Raw genomic sequence first — 25,991 nt, forward strand, 5'->3', positions numbered from 1 at the left:
CCCTCGGGGTCGGCCCCGTCAGCCTGCCCGACGCGGCTGATCAGCGGCTAATCCCGATCTCGGCGCGCAGTCCGGCCGCGGCAGCCCGGTGTCCGGCCCCGGCGACCGGGTCCCGCACGGTGTCGGCCAGCCCTTCGTGCGCGGCGGCGACCCCGGCGCGGTGCCCGATCCGCCGGTAGAGCCGCAGGGCCTGGCCGAACGCCCGGCGCGCCGCGGCGTCGTCGCCGGACGCGGCGGCGAGCCGCCCCGCCTGCTGCAGTGCCGACGCCTCGCCCTCCCGGTAGCCGACGGCGCGGTAGTGCTCGCGGGCGCGGGCGGTGAGGTCGGCCGCTGACCGCGGGTCGCCCCAGCGCGCCTCCAGCGACGCCTGCACGTCGAGCGCGAGGCCGCGGGCGAGGTCCTCACCGACGTGACCGGCGTGGCCGGCCGCGCGGCGGGCCGCCGCGTGGGCGGCGTCGGGCTCTCCGCGGTCGCGGTGCAGCCGGGCGAGCTGTGCCTCCTCCATCGCCGCGCGCCAGCGGTCACCGCCGTCGAGCGACGCCGCGATCGCGTCCTCGTAGAGCTGCCGCGCCCGGTCGAACGCGCCGCGGGCCCACGCGGTCGTCGCGACCATGCCGAGCGCGTCGCCCTCCGAGGCGCGGTCGCCGAGGCGGCGGGCGAGCGTGAGCTGCTCGCGGGCGGCGGCGTCGGTGGCGTCGAACTCGGCGCGGCCGACGTGCAGCAGCGCCGCGGCGGACAGCAGTGGCAGCCGGCCCGCCGGGTCGTCGACGACGGCGAGCGCGGCCGCGGTCCAGCGCAGCCCTTCGGCGCGCGCGCCGCGCAGGTCCCAGTGGTGCCACAGCGCTCCGGCGAGCGCGACGCCGACCCCGCTATCGCCGTCCGGGCCGAACGCCCAGGTCAGGGCGGCGCGCAGGTTCGGGGTCTCGGCGTCGAGGCGGCGCAGCAGTGGCCCGGACCCCGGTCCCTGCAACCGCGGGGCGAGCCCGGCGGCGAGGGCCGTGACGTGCCGGGCGGCGGTCTCGTCGGCCGTCGTGCCGGTGCGTGCCCGGGCGAAGGCGCGGGTCGTCGCAAGCATCCGGTAGCGGCCGTCGCCGCCGAGCTGCACGACGTTGCCCGCGACCAGCCGCGCGAGTGCCGCGGCGACCTCGCCCGCAGGCAGGTCGGGCCCGGCACCGACGGCCTCCGCCGCGGCGAGGTCGAACCCCGCGGGGAACACCCCGAGCCGGCCGAACAGCGCCCGCTCGGCCGGGCTCAGCAGGTCGGTGCTCCAGGCGACGGTCGCGGCCAGCGTCCGGTGCCGGGCGGCCATGCCGCGCACGGTGCCGTCGAGGAGCCGGAAGCGTTCGTCGAGACGCGTCGCGAGGTCGGCCACGGTCATCGTCGCGACGCGGGCGGCGGCGAGCTCGATCGCGAGCGGCAGCCCGTCGAGACGGCGGCAGACGTCGAGGACGGCGGCGAGGTCGTCGAGCGGACCGTCCGCGGGGTCGTCGGCGCGGTCGTCCACCGGACCGTCGGCGCGGTCGTCCACACGGCCGTCGGCGCGGAACCCCGGGCGGGCCGCCGCGGCGCGGGCGAGGAACAGGACGACGGCTTCGCAGCGCCGGATCTCCTCGGCCGGCGCGCCCGGCCGGGCGCAGGCCAAGGGCGCCACCGGGTACACGTGCTCGCCCGGCAGGGCCAGCGCCTCGCGGCCGGTCGCGAGGACCCGGACCGGCGTGGTGGCGAGCAGCGCGCCGAACGCCGCGGCGCAGGCGTCGACGACGTGCTCGCAGTTGTCGACGACGAGCAGGACGTCGCGCCCGGACAGCGCCGCCACGATCGCGTCCCCCTGCGCCGCACCGGGTTCGGGCCGCACACCGAGTGCCCCGGCGACGGCGTCCTCCACGTCGGCACCCGTTGTCGTCGAGGCGACGAGATCGACGAACACCGCCTCGTACGGCGAACGGGCCGCCACCTCCAGCGCGAGCCGCGTCTTGCCCGTGCCGCCCGGCCCGGTGAGCGTCACCAGCCGGTGCGCGTCGACGAGCGCCGCGACCTCGCCCCGCTCGCGCCGCCGCCCGACGAACGGGTCGGTCCGCGCGGGCAGTCCCGACCCGGCCGGTGCCCGGCGCAGGATCGCCTCCTCGGCCCGCCGCACCTCCGGGCCCGGGCCTACCCCCAGCTCGTCGGCGAGCGCCACGCGCAGCCGGCGGCCCACCGCCAGCGCCTCGGACCGGCGCCCGCCACGGTGCAGCGCCGCCATCAGCAGCGCCACGAGCTGTTCGCACAGCGGGTGCGCCGCAACGACCGGAGCCAGCCGGGCCGGCACCTCGCGGTGGTGCCCCGCCGCCAGCGCCGCCTGCGCCCAGCGCTGCGTGCAGTCGAGGCGCAGCGCGGCGAACCGGTCGGCCGCGGCCCGCGCGAACGCGTGGTCGAGCCCGTCGAGCTCCGGGCCCCGCCACTCGCCCAACGCCTCGGCCCAGGCGTCGACGTCCGGCACCGCGGCTCCCGCGAGGAGCCCCTCGACCCGCCCGACGTCGGTGCCGACTCCCGGCAGCGCGTAGCCGCCGTCGCGGGTCACCACGCTGCCCGCCCCCAGGGTGCGCCGCAGCCCGGCCACCGCGCCGTGGACCATCGTCGCGGCCGTCGGCGGCGGCGCGTCGCCCCACAGCAGGGCGACGAGCCGCTCCACGCTCAGCGGCCCGTCGTGCACCGCGAGCGCCGCGAGCACCGCGCGGCGCCGCGGCGGCCCCACATCGACGGGCCGGCCGTCGACCTGCGCCGCGACCGGCCCGAGCAGCAGGACCGCGACGCCGTCCACCCGCGCAGGCTCCCGCCCGGGAGGCCCTGCTGACAAGCCCGGACCCGGCGACCCCGCCTCAGGCCGCGGTGGGGGTGATCGCCGCCATCGCGCTCATCAGCGACGTCGCCGGGTCGCCGATCGTGGTGGGGTCGGCCGTCGCGACGCGGGCGGCGATCCGCTCCCCCACCTCGGCCGTCGACGCCCCCATCGCCGCACCGGAGAGCGCCGGCAGCTCCGCGACGACGGTCGCGGCCGCCGCCTCGCAGGCCAGCGCCGCGTCGCGCTCCCCCAGCGCCGCGAGGCACAGCGCTCCCGACAGGACCGCCGCGACCGGGTTCGCCCAGCCCCTGCCCGCGATGTCGGGCGCGGACCCGTGCACCGGCTCGAACATGCTCGGCGCCGACCCGGTCGGGTTGAGGTTGGCGCTCGCGGCGAGTCCCAGCCCGCCCTGCACCGTCGCGCCCAGGTCGCTGATGATGTCGCCGAACAGGTTGTCGGTGACGACGACGTCGAACCGCTCCGGGCTCAGCGGCAGGTGCTGGCACATCGCGTCGACGTGGACGTAGTCGCGCTGCACCCCCGGGTACCGCGCGCCGACCTCCTCGACGACCTCGTCCCACAGCCGCCCCGCGTAGGTGAGGACGTTGGACTTGTGGCACAACGCCAGCCGGCCCCTGCGGGCGGCCGCGAGCCGGAACGCGACGTCGACGATCTCCCGTGTGGCGGCCGCCGTCGTCACCGACTGCTGGAGCGCGACGGCGTTCGCGGACCCCTGATGGACGAGCGCGCCGCCGCCCGCGTAGAGACCCTCGGTGTTCTCGCGCAGGATCACCATGTCGCAGCGCCCGGGCGTCAGGTCGCGGATCGGGCTCTGCACGCCGGGGTAGAGCCGGACCGGCCGGACGTTGACCGACTGCGCCAGCGCCACCCGCAGGGCGAGCACGACACCGCGTTCCAGGATCCCGGGTGTCACGCTGGGATCGCCGATCGCCCCCAGCAGGATCGCGTCGTGGCGCCGCAGTGCGGCGACGGTCCCGTCGTCGAGCGCCACCCCGGTGCGGTGGTAGCGCGCCGCACCGAGGTCGAAGTCGGTGGTGGACAGGGTGAAGCCGAACCGGTCGGCCGCCGCGCGCATCGCGGCGAGGGCGGCGGCGGTGACATCGGGGCCGATGCCGTCGCCGCCGATGACGGCGACACTGTGTGTGCGCATGCGGGTGTCCTCCTGGGACCGGGGGCTACGGGAGTGCCGAGAAGCGACGGAACGCGGCCCGGACCCGCTCGACGGGCTCGCCCGCCGAGGTGAGCAGGCTCAGCAACACCTTCGCCTTGGGCGCATCGAGGCAGCCGGCGCTGATGACGCCGCGGCGCGCCAGCTCGGTCTCCGACCCGGCGAACCCGCTGTAGGTGGCGCGCAACGGTTCCCCGGCGCCGGCGCGCGAGGCGAGCACGACGGGCACGGTGTCGAGCAGCTCGGCGAACGCGGGGTGCTCGGCGACCGCCGCCGGCAGGTGGCCGCCCCCGAACCCGGCGACGACGAGCCCCGCGAACCCGCCCGCGACGACCGCGGGCAGCAGTGCGCCGTCGTCGCCCATCGAGGTGGTCAGCAGGGCGACCCGCGCGCCGGCCGGGGCGGCGGGGCGCGGGTCGAGCACCGGTGTCCGTGTGACGCGCATCGGGATCACCGGTACCCCCTCGGCGAGGTAGCCGACCGGCCCGATCGTCGGCGAGACGAACGCGGCCACGTTGCCGGAGTTGCCCTTGCGGGCGTAGCGCGCGGCGTGGATCTGGTCGTTCATGACGAGCAGCGCGCCCAGCCCGCGAGCGCCCGGGGAGGCCGCGGTGGCGACCGCCGCGGTCAGGTTCGCCGGTCCGTCGGCACCCGGTTTGCTCGCGTTGCGGATCGCCCCCGTCACCACGACGGGAACGTCGGCCTCCCACAGCAGGTCGAGGGTGAACGCGACCTCCTCCAGGGTGTCGGTACCGCTCGTGACGACGACGCCGTCGAGGCGCCCGTCGCGGACGAACGCGACGAGCTCGTCGTGCAGCCGGAGGGCGTCGTCGAGCGTGATGTCGGGTGACGCCTTGGTCATGACGGTGCGCGCCTGCGGGTCGGCGATGTCGCGCAGCCAGGGCGCGGCGTCGAGCAGGTCGGCGGCGCCGAGCCGGGGCGTCGCCGTGCCGTCCCCGGAAGCGGTGGCCGCGATGGTCCCGCCACAGGCGGCGATCCCGATGCGGGGCAGCGACATCACGCGTACCGGGGGCCGGTCGTGATCGCGTCGGCGATCTTGCGAGGTACCACCCGGCCACCCGCCGGGTCGCCGACGAACTGCCCGTCGCGGGCGACGACCTTGCCGCGCAACAGGGTCAGCTGCGGCCACGCGGTGACCTCCCAGCCCTCCCACGGGGTGTAGTCCGACTCGTGCAGGTCGGTGTGGGTGATCGTCCGCTCGACGCCGGTCTGCAGGCCGAGGATGTCGGCGTCGGACCCGACGGCGAGCAGCCCCTTGCGCGGGTAGAGCCCGTGGATCTTCGCCGCGTTGGCCGACGTGGCCTCGACGTAGCGCTGCAACGTCATGCCGCGCTTGCTGACCATCTCGGTGTAGAGCAGAGCCATCCGCGGTTCGAGGCCGGTGTTGCCGCCGACGACGTCGTCGACCCGGCGGCCCTGTGTCTTCACCGCGTAGGTGGTGGCCTGGGCGTCGGTGGCGAAGCACGACAGCACGCCCTGCCCGATGCCCGACCAGAGCCGCTCGGTGTCCTCGTGGTCCTTGAGCGACGGGTAGGTGTGGTACTTCATCCCGTCGGGCTCGCGGTAGTCGTGGTAGGTGTGCAGCGCGTACTGGTGCAGGGTCTCGCCGAACACCGGGCGGCCCTCGGCGCGCGCCTCGGCCATGGCGTCGACGCCCGTCTTCGCGCTGACGTGGGCGAAGTAGATCGGCGCGTCACCGACCTTGTGCGCCAACCGGATCGCGCGGCGGAACGACAGGTCCTCCGACAGCGAGTTGTGGACCTCGTGCAGGTTCGTGTACTCCATGCGGTCCTCGGCGAGGAGCTTGCGGTACATGTGCTGGACGATGTCGTCGTCCTCGGAGTGGATCATCGTGATGCCGCCGTGCTCGGCGGTGGTCCCGAGGATCTCCTGCAGCGACCCGAAGTCGACCATCAGCGGGATGCCGCCGATCGGGGCGCTCGGGAAGACGTTCGTGGTGAACACCTTGAAGCTGGGGAAGCCGGCCTCGATCGCGCCCGGCATCTGGGCCAGCAGCTCGCGCCCGACCCCGCCGCGCAGCACGACGTGGAACGAGAAGTCGATCGGGCTGACCTCCTCCCAGCGCCGTGAGAAGCGCTCGATGCCGTCCGGGATGGCCTCGCCGGGGTTCAGCCAGACGAAGTCGATCAACGTCGTCGTGCCGCCGATGAGCGCGGCGGAGCCGACGACGTCCGGGCCGAACGACACGGCCGGCTCGTGGCCCTCGTGCTCGATCGCGAGGTCGCAGTGCACGTGCGGGTCGATGCCGCCGGGGACGAGCGTCAGCCCAGGGACGTCGACGGTCTCGCGGGCCTCGGGGAGGCCGCCGGGCGAGGTCAGCATCGAGATGCGGCCGTCGGCGATGCCGACGTCGAGCGCGGAGGTCTCGGTCGGGCCGACGACGAGGCCGCCGGTGATCGCGAGGTCGAGCATGGTCACTCCTTCTCGTACGGGGTCGAGGCTCGTTCCGGGTCGAGTCGGTCGTGGGTGGCGGGGTCGACGTGGCGGCCGTCGCCGCTCACAGGGGCAGTGGGGTCTCGGACAGGGTCGCGTCGACGATCGTGTGCTTGTCCACGCGCGCCCCGCGGAGCTCGCCGAACAGCACGCCGTCCTTGACGATCAGCACCCGGTCGCAGAGCTCGGCGAGCTCCTCGGGCGACTCGCCGGCGGCGACGACGGCGGCACCGCGGTCGGCGGCCTCGCGCAGCCGGCGGTGGATGTCGAGGCGGCCGCCGACGTCGACGCCCTGGGTCGGTTCGTGCAGCAGGATCAGGTCCGGGTCGCCGGCGAGCCATTTCGCCAGGACCGTCTTCTGCTGGTTGCCGCCGCTGAGGGTGTTCATCTCGCGGTCGACGCCGCCGTGCAGGACGCCGGAGCCGTCGACGAGCCGGCGCACCCAGTCGCGTTCCTCGCCCTCGCGCAGCAGGCCGCCCCGGAAGAAGCGCCGCATCCGCGGCAGCGCGACGTTCTCCCGGATGCTGACCTCGCCGATCACGCCGAGGCGAGCGCGGTCGGCGGGGATGAGCACGATCCCGGCGGCGATGGCCGCGCGCGGGTCGAGACCGGCGACGTCGACGGTCCGCCCGCCGACCACGACGGTCCCCGAGCCGGGCCGGGCGCCCGCGAGGACATAGGGCAGCTCGTCGAAGCCCGAGCCGGCGAGCCCCGTGACACCGAGGATCTCGCCGCGGGCCACGGTGAACGAGATCCCGTGCAGGACCGCGCCGGTGACGTCGCCGAACGTGGCGGCGACCTCGCCGGTGGCGTGGTGGGTGTCGGGGGCGGCCGCGGCGAGCTCACGGCCGACGATCAGCGCGACGATGCGGCGCTCGTCGAGCGCGTGGGTCGGTTCCGTCGCGACGAGCCGGCCGCTGCGCAGCACCGAGATGGTGTCGGTGAGCGAGAGGACCTCGTCGATGCGGTGGGAGACGAACAGCACCGCGTCGCCGCCCGCGACGAACTCCCGGACCGCGTCGAAGAGCCGCTGCACCTGGTCGCGCGGCAGGTAGACGGTCGGCTCGTCGAGCACGAGCAGCCGCCCGCCGGGCGGACCCTCGACCGATGCGAGGGCCCGCACGATCGCGACGATCGCCTTCTCCACGGGCGGCAGGTCGCGCACGAGGGTGTCGAGCCGGACGGTCACGCCGAAGCGCGCCAGCTCGGCCCGGGCGGCGCGGGCCTCGTCGCCCCACCGGATCCGGCCCAGGGTGCCGACGTCGAACCCGACGACGGCGATGTTCTCCAGGACGCTGAGGTCCTCGGCCAGCCCGAGGCCCTGGTGGACGAACGCCAGCCCGCTCGACCGCGCCGCCGTCGGGCTCACCGGGAGCGCGAGCTCCGTGCCGTTCGACGTGACAGTCCCCGCCTCCGGGATGTTCACCCCGGCGAGGGTCTTGATCAGCGTCGACTTGCCGGAACCGTTGTGCCCCAGCAGCCCGTGCACCTCTCCCCCGCGCAGCGTCAGCGAGACGCCGTCGAGCGCGGTGGTGGGCCCGAAGCGCACGGTGAGGTCGGCGACCTGCAGGACGTCGTTCATCCGTCACCCCCGGGTGGGTCGACGAAGAACGACCGCAGCCGGGCCACCTCGTCGTCGGTGAAGAACACCGAGTAGTGCGCCAGGATCGTGTGGTGGTTCATCAGGGTGGCCGCGTGCTGCTCACCCGCCTCGATGTGCCGGACGAGCAGCTCGTGGCTCTCGATCGCGCGCGTCATGTAGTCCGACCGGCGCACCGGAGTGTCCATGTTGGTCGCGAGGTAGTTGCGCGCGGCGTTGCGGACGACGTCGTTCTGCACGGCCAGGAAGCTGCTGCCCGCCACCCGTGACACCCCCTCGTGGAACGCGGAGTCGGCCTTGAGGAAGTGCTGCATCCCGCGGGCCGCCCCGTCCTTCAGGTCCTGCACGAGCGACCAGAGCTGCGCGACGCCGTCCGGGTCGACCCCGGACCGCGTCGCGGCCAGCCCGGCGAGGCTGCCCTCGGTCACCATCCGGAAGAAGATCAGCTCGTAGAGCGTGACCTGCCCGACGTTGAGCAGGGCCTCCATCGGCCGGTGCAGCAGCTCGGTGGAGAACGCCACCACCTCCGGGCCGCGCCGGTCACCGGGCCGGGACCGGACCATCCCGTTGCTCTGCAGGACGCGCAGCGCCTCGCGCACCGTGGAGCGGCCGACCCCGAACTGCCGCATCAGCTCACGTTCCGACGGCAGCCGGTCGCCCGGGCGGATCGTGCCGGAGCGGATCGCCTCGTCGAACTGCGCGACGATCGCCTCGTACGCTCTGACCGGCTTGACCTGGCTGAAGGGGCCCGGGTCGCTCATGCGTGCGTTCCTGTCCGTCCGGGGTGACTACTGGCTGACGCCCCACAGCTTCTTGTATCCGCTCTCGTAGTCGACGCCGTACCAGGTCGACTCCGGCGCGGCGAGGTCGATCCGGCCGATGTTCTGGCCGGTGAACATGCGCAGCCCGACCTTCGTGTCGACGAGCGGCGCCGCGTTCGTGACGACGCGGATGAACTGGTCGGCGAGCGCCCAGCCCTCCCAGGCCTGCGGGGAGCCCACGTCGGCGACGACCGTGTCGCCGTCCTTGAGGTTCTGCATGATCGACTTCGTCGCGTTGAAGCTCACGAGCTTGACGTCCTTCTTGCCCGACGTCTTGATCGCCGGGATCGCGAAGGTGGCCATGCCGTCGTAGACCGGGACGACGTACTTGATGTCCGGGTGGCTGTTGAGCGTCGAGTTGACCTGTGTGGTGATCTTGGTCTGCCAGTCGGCGACGGGAACGTCGTCGACGGTCACCGAGCAGTTCGGGCAGGCCGCCTTCAGCGTGTCCTGGAAGCCGCCGACGATCGCCTTCGAGTTGCTGACGTCGGAGGCCGAGATGAACTCGACGCCCACGGCGGCACCCTTGGAGTCCGCGACGATGAAGTTCGCCATCGCCGCGCCCGCCTGCGTGTAGGGGTAGGTCACCTGTGCGGTGACGTTCTTCGGCAGCGGCGCGCCCGGGTCGTCGTACTGGACGACGATGACCTTGATCCCGGCGTCGGCCGCGGCCTGGATCGGACCGGCGACGAGGTTGGGGTCGATCGCGTAGAGGGCGATCACGTCGGCCTTGTCGGCGATGGCCGCCTGGATGCCTCGGGTGTACTCGGTGACCGAGCCCTTCCCGTCGTAGGTCTTGACGGTCGCGCCGACGAGTCCGAGGGCCTGGGCCGTGGCCGCGTCGCTGACCTGGACGAGCGGGATCGACGACGCGATGTCGATGATCCACAGCTTCTTGCCCGCGGCACCCGCCGGATCGATCTTGTCGGCGTCGGTGAGCGCGAACGTCGGCGGCTCGCCGAGCGCGGTCGTGGAGTCGGTGGCCTTCTGCACCATCGCCGGGTCGGCCGCGGCGGCCGCGCCGCCGGACCCGGCGTCCTGGCCGCCGCACGCGCCGAGCACGGCGAGCGCGGCGGCGGTGGCGAGTGCCCCGACCGCCCTGACCGCCGTGCGGCTCCTCTGCCGATCTCTCATGACTGCTCCTCACCGGGTAGGGACGGAGACTGCGGGGACGTGCTCCGGCGGGCCGGCGCAGCGCCGGGGCCGGGGTCCGGGGTGCTCACCGGCGCCGCCGGGCGAGCAGGCTCAGTGCGACGGCGGCGAGCAGGATCGCGCCGTAGAAGACGTCCTGGACCCACGACGGCGCGCCGAGCAGCTGCATCCCGGTGACGCCGGTGATCAGGAAGTAGACGGCGATCACGGTGCCCCACACGTTGAGCCGGCCGGGCGTGACGGCGGTGGCGCCGAGGAAGATCGCCGCGAACGCCGGCAGCAGGTAGGGCGCCCCGATCGTCGGGCCCGACGCGCCGAGCGACGCGGCGAGCACGACACCCGCGAACGCGCTGACGACGCCGGAGACCACGAGCGCCGTGACCCGGACGCGACCCACCCGGATGCCCGAGAGCCGGGCGACGTCGCGGTTGGACCCGACGAAGAACAGGTACCGACCGCCCGGCGTCCACCGCAGCACGTACCAGGCGATCAGCGCCATCACGATCGCGACGTAGAACGGCGTGGGGATCGCCAGGACCGAGTGCTGGCCGAGGTCGACGAACCCCTGGTCGAGCCCGGAGATCGTCGAGTTGGAGATGGCGTAGGTGACCCCGCCGAGCAGGGTGGCCATGCCCAGTGTCGCGATCAGCGAGGGCACCCCGGCGACGACGATGAAGAACGCGTTGAGCAGGCCGACGGCCAGCCCCATGGCTAGCGCGACCAGGATCGCGACCCAGATCGGCAGGTCGAGCACCGCGTTGAAGTAGCCGACGGTGGTCAGCGACAGCCCGAGCATCGCCCCGACCGAGAGGTCCCACTCGCCGGCGATGACCGGGAACATCAGACCGAGCGCGAGGATCAGCAGGACCGCCTGCGAACCGAAGATGTTGCCGATGTTCTGCGCCACGAGGAACCGGCCAGGGGCGAGGATCGTGAACGCGACGATCATGACGACCCAGACCGCGACGAGGCCGTAGCGGGTCGCGATCTCGCGCGCGGCGCGTGCTCCGGCGGACCCGGCCGCGGCCTCGGTCCGCGGTGGCGGCCGCTCCTTCGTGGTGTGCGTGGTCCCAGCGTCGTCCACGGGTCGCTCTCCGGCTCGCTCGACGTCCACCTCGGCTACTGGTCTGACCAGTGGGCCCACTATGGCGAGCGGAGCGGGGGCCGTCACCGGCCATTCGGGTGGCACCGTGTCGACAGTCACGACCGCGCGCGGCTCGGTGGAGCGGCGGCCACCCCCGCGCCGACCGATGTCGGGTGCCGTCTCAGGAAACCCGGGCGTGTGCGGCGTGCGGGTGGACCCGGGCGCGGGTGTCGACGGCCGTGCGGTGCACGATCCAGCCCAGCAGCCCGAGGCTCACGACGGCGACCGCCCCGGTCCAGAACAGGTTCGGCGAGCTGTCCCACGCGGTGTGCAGCCCGACGGCCACGACGAACGCGCCCACGAACATCCCGACCCGGCGCCCCGCCCAGCCCGACCCGGCGGCGGCGAACAGTGCGGCTGCGGTGATGCCCGTCCACGCCATGTGGGCGGCGGGGCTCATGATCCCGCGCAGCAGGAGCACGTCGATCGTGTCGGTGATGCTGCCCTTCGACCGGATCAGCGTCGTGAAGGCGTAACCCATGGTCTCCAGCGCGGCGAACCCGGCTCCGGCGGCCACCCCGAGGAGCAGCCCGTCGGCACGGGTGCGGAAACGGGACACGCACAGCAGCATGGCCAGCGGGACGAGCAGCTTGCTCGCCTCCTCGATCAGCCCGACGCCGAGCATGGGCAGGACACCGAGGTCGAGCTGGACGTCGTACTCGAGCGTGCCGGCGACGACGGTGCCGATGATCCCGCCGAGCAGCGCGGACAGCCCGATCGCGGTGCCGCCGACGTCGTAGGGCAGCCGTCGTCCGTACACGAACGCGATGAACGCCGCGGGCACGATCGTTGCACCCAGCAGGATCGCCGACGGGACGAAGTTGGGGTTCTGGGTACCGACGAGGGTCCGTTCGACCACGACGAACAGGACCGCGCCGACGACGAGCACGGCGATCCAGCCGTGCCGCCTGGCGAACGAGCCGGGGGCGGGTGCGGTCATCGCAGTCCTTCCTCGCGGTGCGGTGCTCCTGTGATCGCGGTGCCCGCACAGGACGCTCGCACCGCCGTCTCCGATCCCGCTCCCACGATCTCGTCAACGACCGCCCGGCGGAAGGCCGGTGACGGACCGCGGCGATCCGGTTCCGGTGCGTGACACCCGAGCGCTGGTGTGCGGGTCGCCGGGGCGATCGGGACGTCGACGACGAGGGGCGACGCATCGGCCTCCGACGGCGGGCGCGAGCGACCCCGTCCTCGTGTCGAAGTCGGTTGGGTCAGGATGCAGACATGACCTGGACGTCGCCGTTTCCCGCCGAGCCGCCCACCCTCCTGATCACCGACGGCCCGCTCACCGGCGACGAACGCGCGATCCTGCTCGGGATGCTCGCCCGGCAACGGTCGTGCCTGCTCAACGTGTGTGCCGGGCTGACCCCTGCGCAGCTCGCCGAACGCGCGCCGGCGCCCTCGACGCTGTCGCTGCTCGGCCTCGTCCGCCACCTCACGAAGGTCGAACGGATCTGGCTGCGGCAGCGCGCCGGCGGCGACACCGTCGCCCCGCTCCACGGCGGTGTGGGCGACGACAGCGACTTCGACGACGCCTACGCCGCCCACGCCGAACGCGACGTCGAGGCGTACCTCGCGGAGCTGACGCTCGCCGACGCCGCCCTGGCCGGTGTCCCGCTCGATCACGAGGTCGACTTCCGCGGGCGGCCGATGTCGGTACGCGCGGTGCTGGTGCACATGAACACCGAGTACGCCCGCCACCTCGGCCATGCCGACATGCTGCGCGAACGGATCGACGGCGTCACCGGCCGCTGACGCCCGCCGCCTCCGTGGCGCCGCGCCCGGCGCGTGCCGCCGGTGGCGGGTCCGGGCTGCGCGCCGACCCGCCCGCGCGGAGCCCGTGGCACATGTGCACTCCGTACATCACCGAGTCAGCCGCTGTGCAGACCGCCCGATGAAGACAGCATGCGAGACCTGATTCGCTGGGAACCCGGAGGTCAGGAGCCGAGTTGGACGAAATCACGATCGATGACATCCCCGCGCTCACGCTCGGTGCGGGCGTGCTCGCCACCGGGGGTGGTGGCGAGCCGTTCGTGCCCAGGCTGATGGTCGAGGAGGCGCTGCGCCGGCACGGCCCGGTGCCACTGGTGCAACCAGGCGACCTGGACGCGGACGGGCTGCTGCTGCCCCTGGCGGTGGTCGGCGCGCCGACCGCGTTCGCCGAGCGGTTCTTCAACGGCAGCGAGCCACAGGCCGCACTCACCGCGCTGGAACGCCACCTCGGCCGCAAGGGCGTCGGCGTGCTGCCGATCGAGGTCGGCGGCGGCAGCACGCTGCTGCCGATCGCCGCCGCGGCCGAGCTGGGGCTGCCGGTCGTCGACGCCGACACCATGCGCCGGGCCTTCCCGCGCGGCGAGCTCACGCACTTCCACCTCGCCGGCATCCCCGCCTCGCCGATCGTGCTCGTCGACACCGCGGGGAACCGCGCGATCATCGAGGCCACGGACAACCCGACGGCGGAACGGCTCGCCCGCGCGGCCGTCACGGCGATGGGCATGATCGCCGTCGGTGCGCTCTACCCCGTCACCGCCGCCCAGGCCGACGCACACGCCATCCACGGCTCGCTGACCTACTGCGCCGAGATCGGCCGCCACGTCCGCGCGATCCAGGAGGGCGCCCCGGACGGCTACCCGGGGTTGCTCGCCACCACCGGCGGCCGGATCGTGTTCACCGGCAAGATCATCGATCTCGACCGGCGCACCGAGGACGGCTGGGCACGGGGCACCGTCACCCTCGACGACCTGGACGGTGCCGACCGCACCCTGCGCATCGACTTCCAGAACGAGAACCTCGTGGCCAGTGAGGACGGCGTCCCGCTCGTGACCACGCCGGACCTCATCAGCCTGCTCGACGTGGAGACCGGGACCCCCATGACCACCGAGACCCTCGGCTACGGGCAGCGGCTCACCGTGCTCGCGCTGCCGGCCCACCCTCGCTGGCACGAACCCGACGGCATCGAACTGGCCGGTCCGCGGGCGTTCGGCTACGACCTCGACTACGTGCCGTTCGGAGGACAGGATGACTGACCTGCGGATCGGGATCGACGTCGGCGGCACGAACACCGACGCGGTCGTCGTCGACGAGCACGGCGCCATCCTGGCGGCGGAGAAGCTGCCGACGACCACGGCGGTCTTCGAGGGCATCCGCGCCGCCCTCGACGCCGTGCTCGGCCAGGTCGACCCCGACGCCGTCGGGCAGGTGATGCTCGGGACCACCCACCCCGTCAACGCGATCATCGGCCGGACCGGGCTCGGGCGGGTCGGGGTGCTGCGCGTCGCCGCCCCCGCAACGACGTCCGTGCCCCCGTTCGCGGGCTGGCCCGACGACCTGACCGCGCAGGTCCGCGGCCCGGTCGCGATCGTGGGCGGCGGCCACGGCTACGACGGCACCCCCGCCGCCCCCCTCGACGAGGACGCGGTGCGGCTGTTCGCGAAGGACTGCGCCGGGACGGTCGACGCGATCGCGGTGACCGCCATGAGCAGCCCGGTCAACGCCGAGCACGAACGCCGGGCCGCGGAGATCGTCGCCGACGTCCTGGCGGGCGACGTGCCGGTCACCGAGAGCCGGGAGGTCGGCGGGATCGGTCTGCTGGAGCGGGAGAACTCGGCGATCCTCAACAGCGCGTTGGTCGGTATCGGCCGGACGGTCGCGCAGGGTCTGATCACCGCGCTCGGTGAGCGCGGCCTGTCGCCGGACCTCTTCCTGACCCAGAACGACGGCACGCTGCTCACCGTCGAGGAGGCCCTGCGTCGCCCCGTCCTGACGATCGGCTCCGGCCCCACGAACTCGATGCGCGGCGCCGCGTACCTCTCCGGCCTGACCGACGCCGTGGTGATGGACGTCGGCGGCACCTCCACCGACGTCGGGCTGCTGGTCGGTGGTTTCCCGCGGGAGTCCGCGCTGGCCGTCGAGATCGGGGGGGTGCGGACGAACTACCGGATGCCGGACCTGATCGCCGTCGGGCTCGGCGGCGGCACGGTCGTCGACGTGTCCGGCCGTGGGGCGCCGGTGATCGGACCGCGCAGCGTCGCCCACCGGCTGACCAGCGACGCCCTCGTCTTCGGCGGCGCGGTGCTGACGCTGAGCGACGTGAGCACGGCGGGTGGGCGCAGCGCCATCGGCGATCCGGGTCTCGCGCGCATCGAACCCGCTGCGGTGCACAGGGTCCTGGCCTCGGTGGACCGCCAGATCGCCGCCCTCGCCGATCGCATCAAGGCCTCTCGGGGAACGCAGCCGTTGATCGCCGTCGGGGGTGGGGCGCACCTGATCCCGGAGCGGATCGAGGGCATCAGCGCGGTGCACCGGCACGAGCACGCCGGTGTCGCGAACGCCATCGGCGCGGCGATCGCCGAGGCGTCCGGCGCCGTCGACCGGACCTTCGCCTACGCCGACGGCGGCCGCGAGGCCTGCCTGGACGAGGCCCGCCGGCTCGCCGTCGAGCAGGCGGTGCGCGCGGGCGCCGACCCGGCGCGGGTGCGGATCACGATGATCAACGAGGTGCCGATGAGCTACATGCCGGGTAACAGCGTGCGGGTGCAGGCCAAGGCGGCCGGGCCGCTGCTCGCCCGGCGGTAGGCTCGCGCTCCCGGGAGGGCAGGAGGGGACGTCGTGTCGATCAGGCTCCAGCGCCTCCTGTCCTCCGACGCGCTGCGTGGGCACCGGATCGCCGCGGGCCGGGGAGGGCTGGCCTCGGTCGTGCACCACGTGGTGCGCGGGAGCTCCGCCGGCGGTGTGCGCGAGGCCCCGGCCGGGAGCCTCGTGGTCCTCGGCCGCGGGCAGCTGCGGGTCGACGGTCCCGAGGCGGACCTCGCGATCCGGTTCGGTGTGGGCGCACGGATCGCCGGGCTCCTGCTCTGCGGGGCGGCCGGGGAGGCCATGCTGTCGACGGTCCGGCTGGCCGACCGCCACGATCTCCCGCTGGTCCTGGTGCCCGGCGACGACGTCGAGGCACTCGTCGCGGAGCTGGAGGCCGAGACCCAGGCACCCGAGATCGCGGCCACCCGCCGGTTGCGGACGCTGCTGCGCGCCGTCGGCCCGCACACCGAGCCGGGCGAGCTGCTGCGTCTGCTGCACGCCGAGCTGCGTGCCCCGGTCGCGCTGCTCGACGCCAACGGCAATCCCGTCGAGGGCGACCGGGCCACGCACTGGGCCGCCCTGCTGGGCGCGGCGGGCGCCGAACTCGGCGCAGACATCCCCGTCGCCCGGATCCTCGACGCCCCGGACGGTGCCGAGATCGTGCTGCTCCCGGTCGTGCTGCCACCCGGGCGACGGGCCGGGATGTGGTTCGCCGCCCTCGCGGCGGCCTCGGACGCACTCCCGGGAGAGCAGGTGCGGGACTGCCTCGCGGTGGCGGCGCTCGCGTTCACCGCGCACCTCGCGGGCCGCTCGTTCGCCCGGGTCCACGAAGGACGCGAACGGGCCCTGCTGCTCACCGAGATCCTCGAGACCTCGCCCTTCCCCGACCGCGAGACGGTGGAACGCGCCGCCGTGCTGGGCTGGCGGCTGTCGGGCTGGCACACCGCGGTGCACCTCGCAATCACCGGGGCCCGCGTGGACCGCCGGCCCGCGGGTGCCCTCGCCGTGCTCGAGGGTGCGCTGGGGCGCGCCGGCCTGCCGGTCGCGATCGTGGACCGCCCGGACGGCTGGATGTTCTGGCGCACCGAGGACGCCCCGCCCGACCGCGCCGGCATCGCGGCACTGGTCAAGGCGGTACGCAGCGCGCTTCTCGATCCGGCGGTCCGGGACTCCCTGGGCCGGGTCTGCGCCGGCGTCGGCCTGGCGCACACCGGGACCGAGGGCATCGCCGAGTCCGCGGAGGAGTCCCGCCGGGCGGCCATGGTGGCGCGGGCCCGCGAGGCCGACGGCGCGGTCGAGCTCACCGACCCCGTCGGCCTGCGCCGGCTACTGCACGCCTGGTACGCCCACGAGCCGGTGAAGGAGCTGGCCACCGAGGTCCTGGCGCCGTTGCGCGAGGCCGACCCGACCGACCAGCTCGGCCGCACCCTGGCCTGCTACCTCGACCACGAGTCCTCACTGGTCACGACGGCGGCGGTGCTCGGCGTCCACCGCAACACCGTCGTGCACCGGCTCAGCCGGATCCGGGCCGCGCTCGGCGTCGACCTCGCGGACCCTGACGACAGGTTGGCCGCCCACCTCGCGACCCGCGCGATCCTGCCCGACCACCCGGACCCGGACGGTTAGGCCCGCAGCACCCTGCCGGCACGCGCTCCGGTCACCCGGCCGTCCTCGACCGCGGGCACGCCGGCGACCAGCACGTGCAGGAATCCGGCCGGCTCACCGAGCGGATCGGGGTGCGCCACCCGTGCCGGGTCGAACACGCAGACGTCCGCGACCGCCCCCGCGCCGAGCCGCCCGCGCCCGGCGAGGCCGAAGCGGTCGGCGTTCGCCGCCGTCGCCTTGTGGACGGCGGTGGGAAGGTCCAGCGCACCGTGCGTACGGACGACCGTCGCGAACAACTCGGGGAAGCAGCCGCGGTTGCGGGGGTGCCCCGCACCGGCCGAGGGCGTGCCGTCCGAGCCGATCCCGATCAGCGGATCGGCGAGGATCGTCAGGACGTCGGTCAGGTCCATCGCCTCCAGCAGCACCGTCGCCCCCGGGTCCGCCGCGACCAGCTCGCACAGGGTGGTCCAGGGATCGGCACCGACCTCGGCGAGCGTGCGCCCGCACACGCCGGGATCCTTGTGCCGCATCAGCCGGACGCCTCCGGGATCGGCCGCCCGCCACAGCCCCTGCCCGTGGTCGGCAGCAGCGCGGAGCCGCTCCCGCTCACGCGGATCACCGAGCAGCTGTACCAGCCGGTCGGCGCCTCCGGCCGTCGCCGACGGCGGCAGCAGCGCGACCATGACCGTCGCCCCACTCGTGTAGGGGTAGGCGTCGCCGGCGACGTCGATCCCGGCCCGACGGGCGGCGTGCAGTCGCGCGAGCAGGTCCGGGGCGCGGCCGTGGTTGCGCCGGCCGGTGACCTTGCAGTGCGAGACCTGCAACCGCACCCCGCTCGCCTCGGCCACGGCGATCGCCTCGTCGAGGGCCTCCGGCAACCGGTCACCCTCGTCACGCAGGTGGGTCGCGTAGATCCGTCCGTACCGCTGGGCGACGGCGGCGAGTGCGGTCATCTCCTCGGGGGCGGCGTGGCTGCCGGGCGGGTAGACGAGCCCGGACGAGAGCCCGGCCGCTCCGGCGTCGAGCGACTCCGCGAGCAGCGCACACATCCGGTCCAGGGCACCGGGGGCGAGAGCCTCGGCCATACCGTTCGCGGTGGTGCGCAGGGCCGCGTGCCCGACCAGCGCGACGACGTTCGTGGTCGGCCGGGCCGCCTCCACCTCGGCGAGGTAGCCGGCGAAGGTGCGTGGCCCGATCGGAAGTCCGCACGTCAGGTCGCCGTAGATCCCGGTGAGGTGCCCGGCGGCGGCCTCGTCGAGCGGGGCGAAGGACACCCCGCAGTTGCCGACGACCTCGGTGGTCACGCCCTGCCGCAGCTTCGCCCCCTCGGGCCGACCGGTGAGCGCGACGAGGTCGGAGTGGGTGTGCGCGTCGACGAACCCTGGTGCGACGGCCAGGCCGTCGACGTCGACGACCCGGCGGGCGGGACCGAGGTCCCGCCCGACCGCGACGATCCGGTCCCCGGCGACGGCGACGTCCGCGGTGACGGCCGGCGCTCCGGTCCCGTCGTGGACGCTGCCGCCGCGCAGCAGGAGATCATGCATCTGCGACGGCCCCGCCGACCGGCGCCGCGACCGCGGCCGGCTCCGACCGGGCGACCCCGATCCCGCGCACCAGGCCCGCCTTGCCCGCGACGGTGTACAGCACGAATGCCGCCAGCAGCGCGTTGATACTCGGGAAGCCGACCGGCACGAACGCCCCGATCAGCGCCGACACCACCCACACGACCAGCGTCGCCGGCACCCAGCGTGGCGCGGTCTCGGGAGGGGCGCCGCCCGCGCGGCTCGCGTCGAGGTCGCCGCGCCAGCGCTTCACCACGAAGTACTCGGCGAGCATCACCCCGGCGACCGGGGGGAACACGTACCCCAGGACCCCGAGCACGGTGGAGAACTGGTTCAGCACACCGAGTGCGGCGGCGAGACTGCCCACGACCCCGAGCACGCCCGTCACCACGGCACGCGACGGCTTGCGTCCGGTGATCGACTCCAGGAAGGCCACCGTGCCCAGCCCGGCGCTGTAGAGGTTCCAGTCGTTGATCTTCAGCGTGGCCGCGACGATGATCAGCACGCCGACCCAGCCGACCGACGACACGACGATCGCGATGACGTCGCTGGACCGGCTCGCGTGCGCCAGCAGCACCCCGGCCAGCCCGATCACGTACTCGCCCAGCGTGATCCCGACGACGGTCTGCTTCACGACATCGCCGACGCTGCGGTTGAAGCGGGTCATGTCAGGGGTGATCACCGCGCCGACGATGAAGCTTCCCGCGACGATCGTGGTCCCCTGCACCAGGGTCAGCGCCGGCCCGGGTGGCGGCGAGGAGAGCAGCTCGCCGACCGGGTGTGCGGACAGCGCACTGACCACCGACCAGCCCACGAGCACCAGGAAGATCGGGACCGTCAGGTATGCCGTCCACGCCATGGACCGGATGCCGACGACCACGATGGCCGTCACGACCAGGCCGAACACCAGGGACCACGCCCAGCTCGGCAGCGACCCGAAGATCGCCACGAGCCCCTCGGCGGAGACCCCGGACTGGATGCCGAACGCGATCGTCACGCTCAGCCCGACGAGGAGTCCCAGCAGGGCGCCACCGGCCTGGCCGAAGCCCGTCCAGCGCGCCACCAGCGTCGTGGAGAGCCCCTCACGCATCCCGATCACGCCGATCGCGACGGCGACGATCTCGAGGATGACCGAGCCGAGCGTCAGCGCCCAGAACGCGGTCCAGAAGTCCATGCCGAAGCCGAGCGTGGCCCCGACCAGGAACTGGATCAGCGCGGATAGCTGGCCGAAGCGCTGGACGGCCAGCCCGACCCACGATCGTCGGGCGCCCGGCGGGACGCGGGTCAGGGCGTAGTCGTCGTTCGCGGTAGCCGCCATCGAAGCTCCTCGGGTCCGGAATGACGGCACGCTATGAGCCCGTGCCCCGGACCGGGGATGGGCGGGAGTCACAACGGAGGGCGGTGGCGTTGGCCGGAACGTCCAACCGGACTCGCGGGCGCCCTGCCCTACCGTGACCGAGCATGGACCGTGCCCCTGCCGCCGCCCTCGAGACCACCCGCGCGTGGCTCCTCGCCGCCCAGGCCCGCGACGTCGACCACGTTCTCGCGCACGCCTCGGACCTCGGCGGGGTGCACACCTTCGCCTCCGGCCCGGACACGAACCTGTCGCTCGCCGAGCTGGTCGCCCACCTGCGGACCTATCCGCCGGTGCCGATGGAGGCGGTCGAGGTCGACGGCCGGTGCCGTGGTGACGTGGCGTGGGTGTTCGGGACCGCGCAGGTCCGGCTGCCGGAGGGGCCGCCGCTCGCGATGCGGATCAGTGCCGTGCTCGTCGACGACGCGGGCTGGAAGGTCGTGCACCTGCATCTCTCGGAGGGCGTCGCGCACGAGGTCTGACCGCCCGGGGCGGCCTCCTCGATCGGTACGACGGACAGGCCTCGATCCCTGCGACCGACGGGCGGGGGCTCCCGCCCACCCGGCTCATCCGCCGGCGAGGACGCGGTCGACCGCCGGCGCGGTGCTCACAGGTCGGCCACCGCAAGGGCCGGGGACTCCACGGCGTCGGCGACGAAGCGCAGGAACCCGCCGGCCGTGCCGCCGTCGCACACCCGGTGGTCGAACACGAGCGACAGCTGCACGACCTGTCGGACGACGATCTCACCGTCGACCACCCAGGGTCGCGGGACGATCCGGCCGATACCGAGGATGGCGACCTCGGGATGGTTGATGATCGCGGCGCTGCCGTCGACGCCGAGCACGCCGTAGTTGTTCAGCGTGAACGAGCCGGAGCTCAGCTCGGCCGCGGTCGCGGTGCCCTCGCGGGCCGCCGTGGTGAGCCTGCGGATCTCGGCGTCGAGGCCGCGCATCGTGAGGCGGTGCGCGCCCGGGACCGCCGGCACCACGAGGCCACGGTCGGTCTGGGCGGCCAGACCCAGGTTGACGCCGTCGAGGTGGGTGATCTCGCCACGCCTGGTGTCCACCCGCGAGTTGAGCTCGGGGAACCGGGCCAGGCCGGCGACCACGAACCGCGCGACCATCGCCAGGACACCTGGCGCCGCACCGCCGGCGGTGAGCCGGGCGCGCAGTTCCAGCAGCCGGGTCGCGTCCACGTCCACCCACGTGGTGGCCTCGGGGATCTCCGAGCGGCTGCGCGAGAGTGTCTCGGTGACGGCCTTGCGCATGCCCGTGAGTGGCACCCGGGTGCGGATCGGCAGGCCGGTGCGGCGGTCCACGTCGTCCTCGGCGACCGGTGACGGCTGCGGTTGCGCGGCGGGTCGTCCGATCGGCGGCGCGCTCGTGCGAGCCGCGATGGCGGCCTCCACGTCGCGACGCACGACCAGGCCGTCAGGACCCGTCCCGGCCAGCGTGGTGAGGTCCACGCCCGCGCGCCGGGCGAGTTGACGCACGATCGGTGATGACGCTGCGGGCCGCTCGCCCGCGGTGCGGATCCCGGACCGGGCCGGGGCGGCGGGAGCGGGGGCCGCCGCGCCCCGGCGGCGGCGCCGCGAGGTGGCCGCTCCGGCGGTGCCGTAACCGATCAGGACGTTGCCCGACCCGGCCTGCTCCTCCTCCGTGTAGGTCTGCGCGGCAGTCGACCCGTCCTGCGTGGTCACGGAGATCAGCGGCGCGCCGACGGCCAGCGTGGCGCCCTCCTCACCGTGCAGCTCCGCGATCACCCCACCGAACGGCGAGGGCACTTCGACCGTCGCCTTCGCGGTCTCGACCTCGGCGACGGGTGCGTCGACGGCGACCGTGTCGCCGACCTCGACGAGCCACCGGACCAGCTGGGCCTCGGTGAGCCCCTCCCCCAGGTCGGGGAGGGTGAAGATCTGCGCGCTCACGCCGGGACCCCCCGGCTGTCGTCCCACAGCAGGGTGTCGACGGCATCGAGGATGCGGTCGACCCCGGGCAGGAGGTGGTGCTCCAGCTTGGGGGCCGGGTAGGGCACGTCGAAGCCGGTCACCCGGCGCACCGGGGCCTCGAGGTGGTGGAAGCATCGCTCCCCGACCCGGGCGGCGACCTCCGAGGCCACGGAGGCGAATCCCGGCGCCTCGGCGATCACGACGGCGCGGCCGGTCCGGCGGACCTCGGCGCAGACGGTCTCGTCGTCGAACGGCACGATCGTTCGCAGGTCCACCACGCCGAGGTCACGCCCCTCGGTGGCGGCGTGCTCGGCGGCCGACAGCGCCACCGGCACGGACGGCCCGTACGCGATCAGCGTCGCGTCCCGACCGGGCCGCCGCACCACGGCGCGACCGATCGGGGGGACAGGGGCCGCGAGGTCGACGTCCTCCTTGGCGAAGTAGTGCTTCTTCGGCTCCAGGAAGATCACCGGGTCCGGATGGTCGATCGCCGCCCGCAGCAGACCGTAGGCGTCCGCGTTGGTGGCCGGCGCGACGACGGCAGTCCCGGCGTGTGCGCGTAGTAGCTCTCCGAGGAGTCGCAGTGGTGCTCGACACCACCGATGCCCCCCGCGTACGGGATCCGGATGACCATCGGGAGCCGCAGGCTGCCCCGGGTGCGGTTGCCCAGCTTGGCGACGTGGCTGGTGATCTGCTCGAAGGCGGGGTAGGCGAAGGCGTCGAACTGCATCTCCACGACCGGACGCATCCCGTTGACGGCCATCCCGACGGCCAGGCCGACGATCCCGGACTCGGCCAGCGGGGTGTCGAAGCATCGGTGCTCGCCGAAGTCCCGGTGCAGGCCGTCGGTCACCCGGAACACCCCGCCCAGGGCACCGACGTCCTCGCCGAAGACGACGACGGAACCGTCGGCGGTCATGGCGTCCCGCAGTGCGGTGTTGACGGCCTGGGCCATGGTCATCGTGGGCGCGGGCATCAGGCCTCCTCGTACTCGAGCTCGGTGCGCAACGCGGCGCGCTGCTCGACCAGCTGGGGGGTGGGGGTGGCGTAGACGTGGGCGAAGAGCTCCTCCGGGTCGACGGGCGTCTGCGCGCCCAGTCCCGCCCGGACCGCGGCGGCCATCTCCTCCGCCGCGGCCGTGATCTCGTGTTCGCATGCCTCGTCGAGCGCACCCGCCGCCGTCAGGTAGGTCCGTACCCGCACCAGCGGGTCCCGCCCGGCCCACTCCGCGACCTCGTCGTCGGTGCGGTAGCGGGTGGCGTCGTCGGCATTGGTGTGGGAGTCCATGCGGTAGGTGTCCGCCTCGACCAGGGTCGGTCCCCCACCCCCGCGCGCCCGGCTCACGGCGTCGTGGAGAACGTGCTCGAGGACGACGAGGTCGTTGCCGTCGACCCGGATCCCGGGCATGCCGTAGCCGATCGCCTTGGCCGCCAGGGACGGCGCGACCGATTGACGGGCCAGCGGAACCGAGATCGCGTACTTGTTGTTCTGCACGAGGAACACCACCGGCGCGGCGAACACGGCGGCGAAGTTCAGCGCCTCGTGGAAGTCGCCCTCGCTGGTGGCACCGTCGCCGCACAGTGCCATGACGACGGTGTCCTCGCCCCTGAGCCGGGCGGCGTGCCCGACCCCGACGGCGTGGAGCAGCTGGGTCGCCAGCGGCGTCGCCTGCGGGGCCACCTTGTGGACCCTCGGGTCGTAGCCGCAGTGCCAGTCCCCGCGGAGCATGCTCAGCACCTCCACCGGGTCGACGCCTCGTGCGGCGATCGCGGCGGTGTCGCGGTAGGTCGGGAACAGCCAGTCGCCGTCCGTGAGGACCGACGCGCACGCGACCTGGCACGCCTCCTGCCCGTGCGAGGACGGGTAGACCGCCAGCCGGCCCTGCCGCACGAGGGCACTCGCCTGTTCGTTGAGCCTGGCGGGCGAACACCAGCCGCCGATAGCCCTCGACCAGCACGTCCGGGTCGGGTGTGGCCACGCCCCGCACGAGACGACCGGTCTCCTCCAGCGCTCGGGCCACGGTGATGGCCTGCGCCAGCTGGTCGGCACTCATCTGCACCTCCATCGGCAAGACGTCTGGCGCCAGCCTGTCTTTCCGGACGGCCATTCGGCTAGTGTTGCGCCAGAACATGAGACGTCTGGTCCTGACGGGACCGAACGGCCATGCGGTCGGCTCGCGTGTCGCGGCCTGCACCCGGAGGTGGGAGACGAATGGACACCCGGCTGGACGCCGTCGACCGCCGGATCGTCGCCGAGCTGGAGGCGGACGCCCGCCTGTCCGGTCGGGCGCTGGCCGAGCGCGTGCTGGTCTCCCGGGCGAACGCCTACGCCCGGCTCGAACGACTGCTGGCCGACGGTGTGATCACCGGCTTCGGCGCCCGCGTGGATCCGCTCAAGCTCGGTCTCACGACCTCTGCGTACGTCACGATGACGGTCCGCCAGAGCAACTGGCGGGACCTGCAGGAACGGTTGCGCGCCATCCCCGAGGTCCGGCACATGGCCCTGCTGGGCGGCGAGTTCGACGTCATGCTGCTCGTGCGGGCTGCGGACAACGATGCGCTGCGCCGCGTGGTGCTCGAGCAGCTCCAGGCCATCCCCGGGGTCCTCGCCACCCGCACCTTTCTGATCTTCGAGGACGCCGAGAACGTCCCGCCGCCGCCGGGGAGCTGATCACGCGTCGACCCACACGTTCCTGCCGGGTGCCGGTCGCGTTCGGGCAGCCGCGGCGAAGGCCGCGGGAACCTGCCCCTTCACGTCACCGCTCAGACGCGCCGGTGCGGGCGGGGCGGCCCGCCGCGGCGGAGACGTTTCTGCTCGTACATGGCCTCGTCGGCAGCCCGCCACGTTCCCGGGAAACCGGCGACGATGGTGTACGGCGCGTGCCCGAACGAGCCGGACACCCCCGCGTCCGACAGCGCGCGCGACGCCCGCACCACCAGCTCGGCTCCCTGCTCGGGCGTGCAGCCGACCGCGATCACACCGAACTCGTCGCCGCCGAGGCGGGCCAGGACGTCGCCGGACCGGACCGTGGACGCCAGCGCGCGGGCGGCCCGCAGGATGTACTCGTCGCCCGCCCCGTGACCCCAGGTGTCGTTGACGGCCTTGAGGTTGTCGAGATCGATGACGACGACGCTGGCGGAGTCGCCGAACCGGCGGAACCGGTCCTCCTCCTGGGTGAGGAAGCGGTTCCAGCCACGCCGGTTGAGCAGGCCGGTGAGCGGGTCGACGTCGGCCTCGCGCCTGGCGATCTCCGCCGCCCTCGCCGCCGACGTCGCTCCCAGGTCGGCCTCCAGGACCGACGACAGCAGGCTCGACAGCAGGTCGAGCAGGGGCAGGTGGGCCCGCAGGCCGTCGGGTTTGGTCGAGGGGTCGAAGCCGCAGACCGTGCCGAACACCGTCCCGTCGGGCCAGACGATCGGCGTGCCGACGTAGGCGTTGACGTCGTAGGGGAGCGCGCTCGCGATGCGCGCGTAGGCGGGGACGTCGGAGACGTCCGGAGCGATCCGCGGGCCCTCACCGGCGATCATGACGCGGCACAGGGAGTCGCTGAACGGCAGTGAGGTCCCGTCGCCGACCTCGTACGCGTCGCCACGCAGAGTGAGGATCAGCTGACGACCGTCGACGACCCGCGTGACCGCCCACGCCCCCATCGGGATGGCCGAGCACAGATAGTCGATCACTCGTGTACACGCCGTGTCGAAGCTCCGGGTCGGCTGCAGAGGCGGCGCCACCTGCAGTGACGCGC

At 73.9% G+C, this 25,991-nt stretch carries 19 protein-coding genes and 2 pseudogenes; 6 read left to right on the top strand and 15 right to left on the bottom strand.

Going from position 1 to position 25,991, the window contains the following annotated elements; genetic code table 11:
• Window positions 1-40 precede the first annotated feature (40 nt).
• From AB7F12_RS18165 to AB7F12_RS18205, 9 genes are all read right to left on the bottom strand, one after another.
• On the bottom strand, window positions 41-2,800 hold the full coding sequence (locus AB7F12_RS18165; RefSeq protein WP_428497482.1) for a BTAD domain-containing putative transcriptional regulator: 2,760 nt from the start codon (window positions 2,798-2,800) through the stop codon (window positions 41-43).
• Between the two features lie 58 nt (window positions 2,801-2,858).
• Entirely contained in the window at window positions 2,859-3,992 is a 1,134-nt protein-coding gene (locus AB7F12_RS18170; RefSeq protein WP_428497481.1) for a 3-isopropylmalate dehydrogenase, read from the bottom strand.
• A 25-nt stretch (window positions 3,993-4,017) separates the two neighbouring features.
• On the bottom strand, window positions 4,018-5,028 hold the full coding sequence (locus AB7F12_RS18175; RefSeq protein WP_428497480.1) for an asparaginase: 1,011 nt from the start codon (window positions 5,026-5,028) through the stop codon (window positions 4,018-4,020).
• Complete coding sequence (locus tag AB7F12_RS18180; RefSeq protein WP_428497479.1) at window positions 5,028-6,464, bottom strand: amidohydrolase family protein; 1,437 nt, start codon at window positions 6,462-6,464, stop codon at window positions 5,028-5,030. The genes AB7F12_RS18175 and AB7F12_RS18180 overlap by 1 nt, the downstream gene beginning before the upstream one ends.
• A gap of 85 nt (window positions 6,465-6,549) precedes the next feature.
• A complete protein-coding gene (locus tag AB7F12_RS18185) occupies window positions 6,550-8,067 on the bottom strand; it encodes a sugar ABC transporter ATP-binding protein (protein ID WP_428497478.1) in 1,518 nt (505 codons plus the stop codon).
• Entirely contained in the window at window positions 8,064-8,846 is a 783-nt protein-coding gene (locus AB7F12_RS18190; protein ID WP_428497477.1) for a FadR/GntR family transcriptional regulator, read from the bottom strand. Before AB7F12_RS18190 ends, AB7F12_RS18185 begins: the two co-directional genes overlap by 4 nt.
• A 27-nt stretch (window positions 8,847-8,873) precedes the next feature.
• On the bottom strand, window positions 8,874-10,040 hold the full coding sequence (locus AB7F12_RS18195) for a sugar ABC transporter substrate-binding protein (RefSeq protein ID WP_428497476.1): 1,167 nt from the start codon (window positions 10,038-10,040) through the stop codon (window positions 8,874-8,876).
• An 85-nt stretch (window positions 10,041-10,125) separates the two neighbouring features.
• The gene (locus tag AB7F12_RS18200) at window positions 10,126-11,142 is read right to left on the bottom strand and encodes an ABC transporter permease (RefSeq protein WP_428497475.1); all 1,017 of its coding nucleotides are present in this window, start codon (window positions 11,140-11,142) and stop codon (window positions 10,126-10,128) included.
• A gap of 181 nt (window positions 11,143-11,323) precedes the next feature.
• The gene (locus AB7F12_RS18205) at window positions 11,324-12,142 is read right to left on the bottom strand and encodes a PrsW family intramembrane metalloprotease (RefSeq protein ID WP_428497474.1); all 819 of its coding nucleotides are present in this window, start codon (window positions 12,140-12,142) and stop codon (window positions 11,324-11,326) included.
• A gap of 284 nt (window positions 12,143-12,426) precedes the next feature.
• Here AB7F12_RS18205 and AB7F12_RS18210 point away from each other — a divergent pair, with 284 nt between their 5' ends.
• The 4 genes from AB7F12_RS18210 to AB7F12_RS18225 all read left to right on the top strand — a co-directional run bounded on the left by AB7F12_RS18210 (window position 12,427) and on the right by AB7F12_RS18225 (window position 17,403).
• Window positions 12,427-12,957 (top strand): DinB family protein, encoded by a 531-nt coding sequence (locus AB7F12_RS18210; protein WP_428497473.1) that lies wholly within the window; start codon window positions 12,427-12,429, stop codon window positions 12,955-12,957.
• A gap of 194 nt (window positions 12,958-13,151) precedes the next feature.
• Complete coding sequence (locus AB7F12_RS18215) at window positions 13,152-14,228, top strand: DUF917 domain-containing protein (protein WP_428497472.1); 1,077 nt, start codon at window positions 13,152-13,154, stop codon at window positions 14,226-14,228.
• Window positions 14,221-15,777 (top strand): hydantoinase/oxoprolinase N-terminal domain-containing protein, encoded by a 1,557-nt coding sequence (locus AB7F12_RS18220; RefSeq protein ID WP_428497471.1) that lies wholly within the window; start codon window positions 14,221-14,223, stop codon window positions 15,775-15,777. The genes AB7F12_RS18215 and AB7F12_RS18220 overlap by 8 nt, the downstream gene beginning before the upstream one ends.
• 33 nt (window positions 15,778-15,810) lie before the next feature.
• Window positions 15,811-17,403 carry a PucR family transcriptional regulator gene (locus tag AB7F12_RS18225; RefSeq protein ID WP_428497470.1) on the top strand — a complete coding sequence of 531 codons (1,593 nt, stop codon included), beginning with the start codon at window positions 15,811-15,813 and terminating at the stop codon, window positions 17,401-17,403.
• On the opposite strand, the gene AB7F12_RS18230 is transcribed toward AB7F12_RS18225, so the two are convergent.
• Both AB7F12_RS18230 and AB7F12_RS18235 read right to left on the bottom strand, forming a co-directional pair.
• A complete protein-coding gene (locus AB7F12_RS18230) occupies window positions 17,400-18,926 on the bottom strand; it encodes an N-acyl-D-amino-acid deacylase family protein (protein ID WP_428497469.1) in 1,527 nt (508 codons plus the stop codon). The genes AB7F12_RS18225 and AB7F12_RS18230 overlap by 4 nt on opposite strands.
• Window positions 18,919-20,262 carry a purine-cytosine permease family protein gene (locus tag AB7F12_RS18235; protein WP_428497468.1) on the bottom strand — a complete coding sequence of 448 codons (1,344 nt, stop codon included), beginning with the start codon at window positions 20,260-20,262 and terminating at the stop codon, window positions 18,919-18,921. The genes AB7F12_RS18230 and AB7F12_RS18235 overlap by 8 nt, the downstream gene beginning before the upstream one ends.
• A gap of 143 nt (window positions 20,263-20,405) precedes the next feature.
• On the opposite strand from AB7F12_RS18235, the gene AB7F12_RS18240 reads away from it, so the two are divergent.
• Window positions 20,406-20,780: a nuclear transport factor 2 family protein gene (locus AB7F12_RS18240; RefSeq protein ID WP_428497467.1), complete on the top strand. Its 375-nt coding sequence runs from the start codon at window positions 20,406-20,408 to the stop codon at window positions 20,778-20,780.
• A gap of 125 nt (window positions 20,781-20,905) precedes the next feature.
• On the opposite strand, the gene AB7F12_RS18245 is transcribed toward AB7F12_RS18240, so the two are convergent.
• The 3 genes and pseudogenes from AB7F12_RS18245 to pdhA form a co-directional block, all read right to left on the bottom strand.
• Window positions 20,906-22,225: a dihydrolipoamide acetyltransferase family protein gene (locus tag AB7F12_RS18245; RefSeq protein WP_428497466.1), complete on the bottom strand. Its 1,320-nt coding sequence runs from the start codon at window positions 22,223-22,225 to the stop codon at window positions 20,906-20,908.
• Window positions 22,222-23,222: pseudogene (locus AB7F12_RS18250) on the bottom strand (alpha-ketoacid dehydrogenase subunit beta). The gene AB7F12_RS18245 and the pseudogene AB7F12_RS18250 overlap by 4 nt, the downstream one beginning before the upstream one ends.
• Window positions 23,222-24,299 (bottom strand): annotated as a pseudogene (gene pdhA / locus AB7F12_RS18255) (pyruvate dehydrogenase (acetyl-transferring) E1 component subunit alpha). Before pdhA ends, AB7F12_RS18250 begins: the two co-directional pseudogenes overlap by 1 nt.
• 158 nt (window positions 24,300-24,457) lie before the next feature.
• Between pdhA and AB7F12_RS18260 the strand changes: the two are divergent.
• Window positions 24,458-24,916, top strand: a complete 459-nt coding sequence (locus AB7F12_RS18260) for an Lrp/AsnC family transcriptional regulator (protein ID WP_428497465.1) — start codon at window positions 24,458-24,460, stop codon at window positions 24,914-24,916.
• Between the two features lie 92 nt (window positions 24,917-25,008).
• Here AB7F12_RS18260 and AB7F12_RS18265 read toward each other — a convergent pair whose 3' ends face one another.
• The gene (locus tag AB7F12_RS18265; RefSeq protein ID WP_428497464.1) at window positions 25,009-25,926 is read right to left on the bottom strand and encodes a GGDEF domain-containing protein; all 918 of its coding nucleotides are present in this window, start codon (window positions 25,924-25,926) and stop codon (window positions 25,009-25,011) included.
• Between the last annotated feature and the right edge of the window lie 65 nt (window positions 25,927-25,991).

The sequence above is a fragment of the Pseudonocardia sp. genome (assembly GCF_050250275.1).
GTDB lineage: Bacteria > Actinomycetota > Actinomycetes > Mycobacteriales > Pseudonocardiaceae > Pseudonocardia.